The sequence below is a fragment of the Marinococcus sp. LNHM5E3-2.1 genome (genome assembly GCF_056034365.1).
The window spans coordinates 1-11,554 of record NZ_JBQLIB010000025.1 but is presented as its reverse complement, the minus strand read 5'-3'; the positions used below and the strand labels follow the sequence as shown (position 1 = coordinate 11,554).

The 11,554-nt window shown below is 45.0% G+C and carries 14 protein-coding genes, 1 tRNA gene and 1 rRNA gene; 5 read left to right on the top strand and 11 right to left on the bottom strand.

Features of this window, described 5'->3' with window-relative positions:
- Positions 1-102: 102 nt before the first annotated feature.
- Positions 103-675 carry a YdcF family protein gene (locus tag ACTRXH_RS15880; protein ID WP_474260852.1) on the bottom strand — a complete coding sequence of 191 codons (573 nt, stop codon included), beginning with the start codon at positions 673-675 and terminating at the stop codon, positions 103-105.
- A gap of 197 nt (positions 676-872) precedes the next feature.
- Positions 873-1,127 carry a hypothetical protein gene (locus tag ACTRXH_RS15875; protein WP_022794243.1) on the bottom strand — a complete coding sequence of 85 codons (255 nt, stop codon included), beginning with the start codon at positions 1,125-1,127 and terminating at the stop codon, positions 873-875.
- A gap of 302 nt (positions 1,128-1,429) precedes the next feature.
- Between ACTRXH_RS15875 and ACTRXH_RS15870 the strand changes: the two genes are divergently transcribed.
- From ACTRXH_RS15870 to ACTRXH_RS15860, 3 genes are all read left to right on the top strand, one after another.
- Positions 1,430-2,311: a cation diffusion facilitator family transporter gene (locus ACTRXH_RS15870; RefSeq protein ID WP_322526588.1), complete on the top strand. Its 882-nt coding sequence runs from the start codon at positions 1,430-1,432 to the stop codon at positions 2,309-2,311.
- Positions 2,312-2,512: 201 nt separating this feature from the next.
- Positions 2,513-2,923 carry an Rrf2 family transcriptional regulator gene (locus ACTRXH_RS15865; RefSeq protein ID WP_474260851.1) on the top strand — a complete coding sequence of 137 codons (411 nt, stop codon included), beginning with the start codon at positions 2,513-2,515 and terminating at the stop codon, positions 2,921-2,923.
- 58 nt (positions 2,924-2,981) lie between these two features.
- Entirely contained in the window at positions 2,982-3,623 is a 642-nt protein-coding gene (locus ACTRXH_RS15860) for an NAD(P)-dependent oxidoreductase (RefSeq protein ID WP_474283004.1), read from the top strand.
- A gap of 34 nt (positions 3,624-3,657) precedes the next feature.
- Here ACTRXH_RS15860 and ACTRXH_RS15855 read toward each other — a convergent pair whose 3' ends face one another.
- Both ACTRXH_RS15855 and ACTRXH_RS15850 read right to left on the bottom strand, forming a co-directional pair.
- Positions 3,658-4,518 (bottom strand): EamA family transporter, encoded by an 861-nt coding sequence (locus tag ACTRXH_RS15855; protein WP_474260848.1) that lies wholly within the window; start codon positions 4,516-4,518, stop codon positions 3,658-3,660.
- Positions 4,519-4,573: 55 nt separating this feature from the next.
- On the bottom strand, positions 4,574-4,807 hold the full coding sequence (locus ACTRXH_RS15850; protein WP_474260847.1) for a hypothetical protein: 234 nt from the start codon (positions 4,805-4,807) through the stop codon (positions 4,574-4,576).
- A gap of 144 nt (positions 4,808-4,951) precedes the next feature.
- On the opposite strand from ACTRXH_RS15850, the gene ACTRXH_RS15845 reads away from it, so the two are divergent.
- Positions 4,952-5,467 carry an N-acetyltransferase family protein gene (locus ACTRXH_RS15845; RefSeq protein WP_474260846.1) on the top strand — a complete coding sequence of 172 codons (516 nt, stop codon included), beginning with the start codon at positions 4,952-4,954 and terminating at the stop codon, positions 5,465-5,467.
- 41 nt (positions 5,468-5,508) lie between these two features.
- Here the strand turns inward: ACTRXH_RS15845 and ACTRXH_RS15840 are convergent, their stop codons facing one another.
- Positions 5,509-6,414: a DMT family transporter gene (locus ACTRXH_RS15840; protein ID WP_474260845.1), complete on the bottom strand. Its 906-nt coding sequence runs from the start codon at positions 6,412-6,414 to the stop codon at positions 5,509-5,511.
- Positions 6,415-6,625: 211 nt separating this feature from the next.
- Between ACTRXH_RS15840 and ACTRXH_RS15835 the strand changes: the two genes are divergently transcribed.
- Positions 6,626-7,489 (top strand): SurA N-terminal domain-containing protein, encoded by an 864-nt coding sequence (locus ACTRXH_RS15835; RefSeq protein WP_474278135.1) that lies wholly within the window; start codon positions 6,626-6,628, stop codon positions 7,487-7,489.
- 59 nt (positions 7,490-7,548) lie between these two features.
- Here ACTRXH_RS15835 and ACTRXH_RS15830 read toward each other — a convergent pair whose 3' ends face one another.
- The 6 genes from ACTRXH_RS15830 to rrf form a co-directional block, all read right to left on the bottom strand.
- Positions 7,549-8,301, bottom strand: a complete 753-nt coding sequence (locus tag ACTRXH_RS15830; protein ID WP_474283002.1) for a peptidoglycan DD-metalloendopeptidase family protein — start codon at positions 8,299-8,301, stop codon at positions 7,549-7,551.
- A 341-nt stretch (positions 8,302-8,642) separates the two neighbouring features.
- The gene (locus tag ACTRXH_RS15825) at positions 8,643-9,296 is read right to left on the bottom strand and encodes a deoxynucleoside kinase (RefSeq protein WP_474283000.1); all 654 of its coding nucleotides are present in this window, start codon (positions 9,294-9,296) and stop codon (positions 8,643-8,645) included.
- An 80-nt stretch (positions 9,297-9,376) separates the two neighbouring features.
- Positions 9,377-9,919: a GNAT family N-acetyltransferase gene (locus ACTRXH_RS15820; protein WP_474282998.1), complete on the bottom strand. Its 543-nt coding sequence runs from the start codon at positions 9,917-9,919 to the stop codon at positions 9,377-9,379.
- 486 nt (positions 9,920-10,405) lie between these two features.
- Positions 10,406-11,065, bottom strand: a complete 660-nt coding sequence (locus ACTRXH_RS15815; RefSeq protein ID WP_474260840.1) for a poly-gamma-glutamate hydrolase family protein — start codon at positions 11,063-11,065, stop codon at positions 10,406-10,408.
- 180 nt (positions 11,066-11,245) lie between these two features.
- Positions 11,246-11,321 (bottom strand) — tRNA-Thr (locus tag ACTRXH_RS15810).
- A 156-nt stretch (positions 11,322-11,477) separates the two neighbouring features.
- Positions 11,478-11,554 (bottom strand): 5S ribosomal RNA (gene rrf, locus ACTRXH_RS15805); the annotation flags it as partial.

The window sequence follows — 11,554 nt, the reverse complement described above, 5'->3', positions numbered from 1 at the left end:
GGCTTCTTTCTCCCTCAATGGCACAAACAAAGGCCTCCGAAATTCATTTTCGGAGGCCTTTGTCTACAATCTGAAACGAGCAGAAAGTATCTGCTCGTTTTTTTATGACATACGGTCCCACGATTCGATCCCTATAGTACCCGTCAGTTTATAAAATTCCTTCCAAAGCTGTACGTGCTTGGGCCCCCAGGCTTCCTCCGCATGCACATGAGGGACGTAATCCAAAGTAATACCCGTATTTGCCATCACATCATCAAATTGAATTTTGGTCCGTTTCATATGGTAGTCACTCGTTACTACCAGGGCAGAATCAAAATTCCGATCCTGCATAAGTTCTTTTGAATAAACAGCATTTTCATGAGTGCTGACTGCCTGATTTTCCATAATAATTGCTTCTTCAGGTATTCCTGCCCGCACAGCCAGATTTTCATTAAAGCTGCCATCTTCTCCATTGGTTAAGATCACTTTATCCGCATAGCCTTTTTCTATTAAATCAGCTACTGTGTATAAACGTTCAAAATCACCGCTGAGAGCAATGATAACGTCTGCATTTTTTGGTTCATCCTGGTGAGTCAAAAGGGATGCTACGGTTTTTTGCGGAAGTGCAAAAAATGATGCATTAATTAGTAAAGCTGCCCCTATAACAAAAAGCAGACTGCAAAAGATCGTTTTCATGCCTTGTTCCTCCGCCTCTAATGAAAGCTACGGGTATATTGTATCAGAAAGATTGCTCTTCTTAACAGCTATTTCTGAACGACGGACCTATCAGTACAGAGAATTATTTAAGCAAAACCAGTCTTTTTCCAGCTTCTCTACACAAAAAACCTGCTGAGCCAGCAGGTTTTTTTCGTCGTTGGTCTTTTAGAGTTTTTTTACGAAGAACGCAGGGCTTCAAAAGCATTAATACGCGATTCTACCGTCGCGTAAATGTTGCCAGCTTCTAAAGGAGAGACGTCGAATTTTTTACTGGCCAGAATTTCTACATGTTCGTCATTCTTAGCTTCGTCGAACCGCTCCCCCCGCTCTGCCAATGCTTCATACTCATCTCGCATGTAGCGGAATATCGAACTCTGCTGTTCCGGGAGCGAATTTAAAAATTCTTCTACGTCTGCATTTCTTTCAACCATTCTATTGGCCTCCTTGATAGCTGATGCCACCCGTTACTGCTAATAGGTTCTTCCCACGGTTCACCCAAGCATAACGAATGGTTCATTGTTATATAACTGGTTGATGGGTTTAGTATAACAAATATTACAGACTATTGGGAACAAAAAGCTTATACTTTATACATTATTACGTATTTTGCGATCAAGCAACTTTCTTTCCCTTTAGTCATTTTTATACCTTTGTAGAAAAACGTTGCTGTAGACTCAATGGCAGCTTTCCTGCTACTCTATAGATCGATCAATTGCGCAAGGAGACCGGTCATATGAATGATGAACGTATTCGTAATTTAAAACGCGGAGAGCGGGGAGCTATCATCAGCATCTTCGCTTATTTATTTCTCTCTGCTTTAAAGCTCACTGTCGGCCAGCTGGCTAATTCTGCGGCCCTGCGCGCCGACGGTTTAAATAATTTAACAGACACTATCGCTTCGATCGCTGTTTTGTTCGGCCTCCGCTATTCCCAGAAGCCGCCGGACGCTGACCATCCTTACGGCCACTGGAAAGCAGAAATGGTGGCTTCTTTGTTTACTTCTTTTATTATGCTTGCTGTCGGTCTTCAGGTATTTGTGAGCGCGGTGCAGTCTATTCTCGCCGGACCGTCCGAGCCGCCCGGCTTAATTTCTGCATTTGTCGGCGCTTTTGCCGCCGTCTGTATGTTTGGTGTGTACACCTACAACAAAAATTTATCCAAAAAAATTAACAGTCCCTCTATTATGGCTGCAGCTAAGGATAATTGGAGCGATGCCATGGTGAGTATCGGCACAGTTATTGGCATTATTGGTGCTCAGTTTCAGCTGTATTGGCTCGATCCACTGACAGCTGCTCTTGTGGGCTTATTAATTATTAAAACAGGCTGGGATGTTTTCCGTGGCGCAGCCCTGCAGCTCACCGACGGGTTCGATGAAAATAAAATTGAAGATTACCGGGAAACAATTTCCAAGCTGTACGACGTGCAGAAAGTCCGGAATATTAAAGCAAGAAATTACGGGAACAACACCGTGGTGGATATTACCATTCTTGTGGATCCTTCACTCGATATCCAGGAAGCACACAACACAGCTACAAAAGTCGAATACGCTCTAATCGAGCAGCACGGTGTACATGACGTCCACGTGCACGTAGAACCGGAAAACGCCGAGCACTGAACACTGCTCCTTTCAGGAGATCCGGCCCATCTCGATTTCTGGTTCTATTATTGATGAAAATGGGTATAGTTAAAAGCACTTGGCTAACATCGTTCAATTTTGAAGCCAGGAAGCCGAAATAAGAAATGGTACTGAACTTTTATAAGCTGCTATTTTATGATCGTTTTGAAACCATTAAGTTACAGGTGGTGATCAACAACAATGATAAATACACGATTCTCTGTCGCTGTTCATATTCTTTCGCTGCTTGCAAGTGAGCCGGAGCGAAGACTAAGCTCCAGTTACATGGCAGCGAGTGTCAATACAAACCCTGTCGTTATCCGCAGGATCTCAGGTATGCTAAAGCAGGCAGGCCTGCTGCAGACGAAGGCCGGCATCTCCGGTGCTTTAATCACCAAAGCGCCGGAAGATATTACGCTCCTTGATATTTACCGGGCGGTTCAGCAGGAGGACCTGCTGTTTTCCACCCACAGCAGCCCAAACCCTGACTGTCCTGTCGGTCGAAATATTCAAAGCACTCTCAACGAATCCTTTAAGCGGGCACAGAATGCTATGGAAGCCGAGCTGGAAAAGCAGAGCCTGGCGGACGTAACTGCCCATCTCTTTGTATAAAGCTTTTCTACTCGTATATGCCAGCTGTAAAAACTATAAACAAAGGTGTGATAAAGGTATGAAAGCAGGCATTATCGGAGCGTCCGGAAAAGCGGGCAGACATATTTTAAAAGAAGCAGAAGCCCGGGGCATAGAGACGACAGCCATCGTCCGGGACGCTTCGAAGCTTCCTGAGAGCAGCATGCATATAAAAGAAAAAGACCTTTTTTCTTTAACTGCTTCAGATGTATCAGACTTTGACGTGGTGGTGAATGCGTTTGGAGCCGGACTGGGGGAAGAAGAAGCACATGTAGAAGCCGGGCGGCACCTGATTTCTATTATTCAGGAAGCTGCAGCTCCCCGTCTCATCGTTGTGGGCGGCGCCGGCAGCCTGTTTACCGATAACGGAAAAACCACCCGCGTCGTGGAAACGCCGGAATTTCCCGAAGCGGTAAAGCCCACCGCTAACGGGCAGAGCCGGAATTTACAGGACCTTCAGCAGACAACCGGCATACGGTGGACATTTATCAGTCCGGCTGTAAATTTTGATGCAGAGGGCAAACGCACCGGATCTTATTCCACCTCCCATGACGTACTGCCGCTTAACAGCAATCAGGAAAGCTATATCAGCTATGCGGATTACGCGGTGGCAGTTGTCGATGAAATGGAAACAGCGGCTCATGAACACCAGCGCTTCGCTGTCGTTGGCGAACGCGCATAAAGCCCAAATCCGCCTTTTTTGGCGGATTTTTGTATTACAGTCGCAGAAAAACAATCCCTATAAGAACCACTGCAAGGATTACTGCCTGATACCTGGTAATGCGCTCCTGCAGATAAAGCATGGAAAGCACCGCTACTAAAAGCGCGTGAGCTGCAAACAGAGGAGAAATAATACTTGCCGGTCCTTCCCGAAGAGCGGCAGCATATAGCTGCATCCCTCCGAACGAAAAGACCCCCGTAACCAGCCCCCACCTAAAGGCCTTTTTCCTATGTATATGAGCAGTGGCACGGGCTTGCTGCTTCTTTTCCCGGCGCCATCCGTATAACGAATACAGCATGCCAAACAGATAGCCTGTAAACAATACCGGCGTATTCTCAAGTCCGGCCTCTTCTGTTATTTTCAGCCCTCCATTCCGGAAAAACATAAATAATGTGGCTGTTAAAATAAAGCCATACCATATGCCGCTTTTTATCGAGAAGTCCTCCTTCGGATCCAACGGAAGCACAGCAATAGCTGCCATAATTAAACCAATGCCCGCATACTGCACTGCTCCAATCTGCTCCCCGTATACCAGCACACCCAGGAGAACAATCAGCAGAATGTTTGTATTTACCAGCGGAGAGGAAAGACTCGCTGGCCCAACGTTTAAAGCTTTCATGTATAGAAGGTTTCCGAACGTGGACCCCGCCCCCACCATTATCCCGCTAAAAAGCACTGCGAGGTTCATATGCAAGGATTCCTCCATTAAAGCATATACCAGAAAACCGAAGCTCCCGCTAGCGTAGAGCCCTGTCAAAAAAGGCGTTAACGGCAGCTGCCAAAAAGAATTAACCTTCATGAAAAAAGAAGAAAAACCAAACACCACGGCGCTTAACAGCGCTAAAATAAACCACATGGCCCGCACTCCCACTTGTTCTTATGTACTAAGAAGCCGCACAGGCAGCTTCTTTTTATAAAAGATAAAACACATGACCGTACTTATCCACTCTGGAATTTGTACCATCAAAATAGACAGTCCCCTTCTCCGGTTCGAAAGGGTCCTTTGTTTCAAAATTCACTTTAAAATATGGAGAGCCGTCTATTGGTTCATAATGCTCACACGTATACGTCAGCGTAATTTCATCATTCACCTGAATGCGGTCACTACCGGCGATCCCGGAATCAAAAACTACTTTTAGTGTCATATCTTGCTCTCCCTCCTATTTAGCCTCTTCGGCTATTCTCTTTACGGTCCTTCAAATATATTCCCTGCTCTTCCTTTCTTTATACATAATGATTGCTAAAAGCAAGGAATTGTATTATTTTTAAGCGGAGAAAGGGGAATTCCTATGAGCATCCGTCAGGCTGAAGAAGCAGATATTCACGCAATTACCGAGATATATAATGACGCAATCATAAACACGACCGCTGTCTACGATTACCATCCCTATTCGGCAGAAAACCGGCTGGAATGGCTACGGTCAAAAAAGCAAAACGGCCTTCCTGTTTTTGTTTATGAGCAGAATGGAAAGGTCCAGGGGTATGCTGCTTACGGGCCGTTCCGTCCCTGGGCAGCTTTCAAATACTCCATTGAGCATTCAGTGTATGTTCACCCCGGCGCCCGCGGTGCCGGGATCGGCCGTGCCCTGCTCCGTGCCTTAATCGACCAGGCGGAACGGGAAGGCTTCGCCACTATGATCGCCGGCATAGACTCTTCCAACCCGGGAAGCATCTATCTGCACGAAACGGAGGATTTTGAATACGTGGGCACGGTAAAAAAAGCCGGGTACAAGTTTGAACGATGGCTTGATCTTGTTTTTTACCAGCGAGCCCTCTCCGGCCCAGAGACGCCCGAAGAACACTAACAGCTGCCTCTCCCTATCCGGGAGAAGCAGCTTTTTACGGACTATTTTTTCGTTTGTTCTGCAGGAAACCGTTTTGGTTTTCCCTGTGTGGTAAGCAGCACCCCGGCTATCACAATCAGGGCCCCAATCATCTTAGCCGGTGTTAATGTTTCTCCAAGCCAGAGCACCGCCCCCGCCATCGTAACGACGGGAAGAAAATTCAGGAAAACTGAAGCTTTTGAGGCACCAAGCTGGTCTACTGCCCGGTTATAAAACAATAGAGCGATGAAACCTGGAAAAAGCCCCAGATAAGCAAGGCTTGGCAGTTGTTCGCTTAAGGTGAAGGAAGGCACACCGAGAAGGAGCCACTCTGCCGTAATAAAAGGAAGTAATAATATAATGGAGGCTCCTGTCATTACGAGCAGTACACCGTAGGGAGGAAACAGATGCATATAACGTTTAACAGCGATGGAATAAATGGACCAGCAGGCCACCGCCCCTACCATAATACCGTCGCCGGCATTCCAGTTCATTTCTGCTACGGCAAACAGTTTCCCATTCATTACTACCCACAGCGCCCCCACGATGGATAGTACGACACCAATCCATTGAATATAGCGCAGCCTCTCTTTTAAAATATATGTACTTAATAAAACGGTTACTGCCGGAATTACTGTTTCCAGTACAGAAACATTAGTCGATGAAGTAAATTGGAGTGCCCCATAAATGAATGTATTAAAAAACGTGACTCCTGTAGCTGTTAAAATAATAAGAGGCAGCCTATGCTTCCAAAATAAGTTCCTTGCCTTCCAGGCGCTTTTCCATCCCAGGGGTATGATGCACAAAAAAGCAATAATCAGCCTGAAAAAAGCTATCGTAAAAGGAGGAAGATCATTGATAGCCTTTCCTACCAAAATATTTCCAGAATAAAAAAACACTACCATAATAAGCATAATATACGCAGCCATACTGACCGTCCACCTCTTTCTCCTGGAATATCACGGTCATTTCCCGGGAAATTTTGAGATTTCCATACAATCTCCCGCAACTTCCAACACTTTTTTCTTCTTTTACAAGTTTTCATAATAATTATACATTTTTATAGACTATTAAAGCATACAGGAGTAACGACGTGTGTTACAATGCCCGAAGAGCATACAATGGAGAGGAGAAATCAGAGTGAGCAAAAAATGGATTCTGAGTACAGGCCTCGCCCTGTCGGTAGCAATTGTTGGTGCCTGCAGTAACGGCGACGGCGGGGAGAATTCCTCTGATAACAATAACGGAAACGAAGAACAGCAGTCAGAGGAAAACTCCAATAACAACGAAGAAAATAACCAGCAGGAAGAATCAGATGAAGGATCCTCTGAAGAACAGGCCTCCGGTGAAGAACAAGCAGAAGATTTACCTGAACCGGATTTAAGCGATGTACCTGACACAGTCGCTACCGTGAATGGAGAAGAAATTACCAAAGACGAATTTGAACCAATTTTCACTACTAACTATGAGCAATATGCTCCTCAAGCTGCCGCCTCTGGTGACCAGAGTAATGAAGAACTTCAGGCAAATCTAAAAGAACAAACGGCTGAATCCCTTATTAACCAGGAGCTTTTAGTACAGGAAGCTGAAGAAGGGGATTATGAGGTTAATGAAGAAGACGTAGATGAGCAGGTAAGCTCTCTCAGAGAACAGTTTGAATCTGATGAAGAATACCAGCAGGCTCTTGAAGAACAGGGCTACACAGAAGAAGAACTGCGCGAGGAAGCACGAACTTCCCTGCAGATACAGGCTCTCCTGGACGAAGAGCTTGAAGATGTAGAAGTCTCTGACGAAGAAGTCGAAGAATTATACGATCAGGTTTCGCAAGGCCAGGGAGAAGAAGCAGGCTCTCTTGAGGACCTTCGTCCACAGCTTGAACAACAGCTTGAATCACAGAAACAGCAGCAGCAGCAGCAGGAATATACTGAGCAGCTGCGTGAAGATGCAGACATCGAAAATAATGTAGCTTCTGAATCAGAAGGAAACAGCGATTCTGAAGAATAACTTGTATAAAAAAACGGCGCAGCCTCTGATTAAGAGGCTGCGCTGTTTTTAATATTTGTTTAGAAAGAAACGTAGGAACGCGGGTTAACAGCGTTTGATTTTGCCCCGTTCCAGGCACCTTCATGTACTTCAAAATGCAGGTGTCTGCCCGTACTCCGGCCGGTGTTACCCATCACACCGATACTTTCTCCCTGAGATACTGCTTCCCCGTTTGATACGTTAATGGATCTTAAATGAGCGTACAGGGTATTGTACGTTTGTCCGTTAACAGTGTGCTCTAGAATAATTGTATTACCGTAGCCATTCATAGTGCCGGCATAGGTTACTGTTCCGGAAGCAGAAGCAGAAATGCTTGAACTGCCGCCGTACCCAATATCGATTCCATTATGGGATCCGCTTCCACGCTGGCCGTATTCAGACGTTACTGGCCCGGAAGCCGGAAGGGCAAATCCAGAGCTGCTATATGTAGACTCTGCGGCTACTGCTGTATCCTCTGAGGAATCTGAGCTGCTTTTCGAGGAGACCGAATCTCCTAAGTTCATTTCCCCAAACGTTTCCGGCCCGGCAACTCCATCTACGGAGATGCTTTGCGCTGCCTGAAAAGATTCAACACCCTGCTTTGTCAGTGGACCAAAAACACCGTCTACAGGGCCTGCTTCGTAGCCTTTATCATTCAACCATTGCTGCAGGTCCGAAACATCTGAATCCTTCATTCCTGATTTAAGGTTCTGATCCCCGATGGAAGCATCCGCTACTGAAGGCGCGAATAAAATAGCTGCCGCTACTGCCGAGCTCATTACAAATTTTTTCATAAATAGTGCACGTTATGTTTATTAACAGTGTTACTTTCAGGCACGGTTGTGTTTCCTATATGTATAAACTCTGCCCGTTAATAAATTAACGCTGTCACCTCCTGATTTTTTATTTGATATGTTTGCTTACGGCTTAGTATACGTAGCGACTCTCAGCACTACAAGGTCTCACACATTGTTGTTAGAAGACTGTAAACTATTACAATTTTTTGAAATATTAATGCAATGATTGTCATGCAATAATATTCAATATTTTTCCTTTCCCATACTTTTCCTGCATAATTTTCTAGTTATATAAGAAATAGCTCCCGGAGACTTTATTCCCGGGAGCTTTATTCTGGCTATATCTTATTTTTCGCATGCATGAGATCTTTCACCTGTTCCACCAGGTCTTCAGCATCCTGCGGGTTGTGAACGACATCCGTCTTATCCATATCTACAATTAGTGTATCGCTCGCGCTATAGTAATTTTCCAGCCAGTCGTCGTAGCCTTCCCAGAGCTTCCGGTAGTATTCCACCAGCTCCTCGTCCTGTTCGAAATCCCGCCCTCGTTCGAAAATCCGGTCCATTACTGTTTCGAAGGAGCCACGCAGATAAACGTTAAGATCCGGCGCCTTTTTGTAAGGAAGCCCTTCAATTTCTTTCATCATTTCTTCGAGCAGGCCTTCGTAAATGGAAAACTCCATATCGTTAATATTTCCGAGATCACGATTAATTTTTGTGAAATACCAGTCTTCATAAATGCTCCGATCTAAAATAGCATCGTCATCCTTGTAAGCCTGTTTGATCGATTGGAACCTTGTCCGGAGAAAATAGAGCTGAAGCAAAAATGGATACCTTTTTTCATTAATTTCTTTTTGATCTGCCTGATAAAACAAGGGAAGAATCGGGTTTTCTGATACATGCTCATAGTACACTTTCGAATCCAGGCCTTCCCCAAGTATTTGCGCGACGCTCGTTTTGCCAATTCCAATCATTCCACTTACTACAATCACCAAAAATAACCCCTCAATCTAATTATGGATTTGCACACATTGCATTATTATAATATATTTCCCTGCGCAGTTGCGACCATTTAAATTTTCCATTCTTCATTCAGCAGACTGTAAACTACAATATCCACGTATTGATCATGCAGCCAGTGCTCCTGCCGCAGTATCCCTTCCTGCTTAAAACCCAGTCTCTCTGGCACCGCCTTGCTTTTTTCGTTAGCCACGGCAACTTTAATAACGATTTTATTTAAGCCAAGCTGTTCAAAGCCATAAGAAATAAACGCTTTCGCAGCGTCAGTCATAATGCCTTTTCCCTGATAGTCCTCTCCCAGCCAGTAGCCAATTTCCCCAAGGCTGTGTTGATGATCCAGACGGTTGAAGCCGGCTACACCTGCAAGGCTTCCCTGAAAAACGATACCAGCTGAAAAAAGCTTTTGATCCGCCCACCCCTGGCGCACACTATGGATGAACGCTTTTGTGTCCTCTTCTTCATTGGTATGATCGACCCATGGCAGCCACTGTCTTAGATGAGTCCGTGAATTGTCTGTCAGCGCAAAAACAGCCTGCGCATCTGATGGCTCCAGCAGCTTTAAATAGAGATCTTCACGAATACGGTACGTAAACATAAAATGCTCCTCTCCTGTCCCAATATTATTATTACGGATCATTCCCATGCGTTATACTTATAAGGGCGGCGGAAGAGAGCCGGAAGCAATCTCGAAGCCGGGGTCCGCTCTGGTTCGTTTTCAAGCATACTTAAATACATATAACTGATAAATAATGGAGGTGCTTCAACTGTCTGTTCTGCGACGCGCTGGCATCATTTTCTTTACAGTAATGCTTATATTCGGAATGGGAATGATCTATCAGGCACTGACATGGAAACTGGGGGACAGCGCTCATGAAATACTCCGACTCGGATTTTATCTTTCAGCGCTCATCACCTTAACCCTGGCTGCAGCTCTTACTATCCGTGACCCGCGGATACGGGTTAATACAGTATCTTTATTGGGAGGGTTTCTTATTGGTCTTCTTTTTGCTGTAAACGCGGTGATCGCATTTTATCAGCTTTTTATGTAATAGCCAGGCTTTTAAATCAGCCTGGTCGTTGTTTATTCAGACATCTGCATTTCTTTCACGCGAGCGGTGGTTTCCGCCCGTATTACAGCTCTCCCAATCGCCTCAGCATACGTATAAAAAGAAGAAAGACGGTTGCCTCTATTTGCACTGCGCAAGTCTTCATTAGCGAAAAAAGCACGTCGCTGGGCTGAACTGATCTCAAGCTGTACTCCCTGCATTCTTGCATTTTTATTACATATATTGTTTTCGTACTTTCCTTCTATAGCAGATGGGGGATCAAAATCCACATTAAAACCGGCAGCAGCCAGCTCTGTACCTATAAGGTCTGCCGTAGACGTATCCAGTCCTCCTATATAGGTTTTTTTCTCCTCTCCCCGGTATCCATGAAGAGTAACTGTAAATAAAGCTTCAGCAGCTAATAAGAGGGCTCTTGGTTCATCAAAACGTGTGGATCTGATATGCAGACTTCTGTTACCGGTACGTTTTTTGGCACGAAAATCATAAGCGGAAAAGTGACAGCTGTGGTGAAGTTCTTCGACTAGTTCACTTGTTCCTGCTTCAATAGCTCCCCCATGCGGAGCCAGAGCTGCCAGGGCTTTACGGCGACCCTGAAGTACACGTATTTCATAATCACGACCTTCTAATTCTACAGCGTTTAATTCAGCATAATCAGCGTACTTCTTTTTCCTCACTTAAACCTCACCACCGCTTCTTTAACAGTAACCGTTCTTTTGCCGGAACGAGTATAGTTTACCCTATTCCGCCAATTTTTAAAATAAGGAGTATCTTTATCCAGCACGTCTTTTGTTAAAAGCCGCCTGAATACAAAAAGCCAGCCCGGCATTTCGGACTGGCGTTGTCATTTAATTAAATGGAGCTTCCTACCGGATTCGAACCGGTGACCTCATCCTTACCATGGATGCGCTCTACCTGCTGAGCTAAGGAAGCAGATAAAATAAAACGTTTCAGCTATGTAAGCTTATGTATGACTTATTTAGACACAAATACTATTGTAAAGGGCTTTGAAGACATAGTCAACCTCAATTATTAAATCATTTCATATAATAAAAGCCTTCCTCTCAAGTAAGAGAAAAAGGCTTTAGTGCCCGGCAGCGATCTACTTTCACGGGGGGAGAACCCCCGGCTATCATCAACGCTGAAGAGCTTAACTTCCGTGTTCG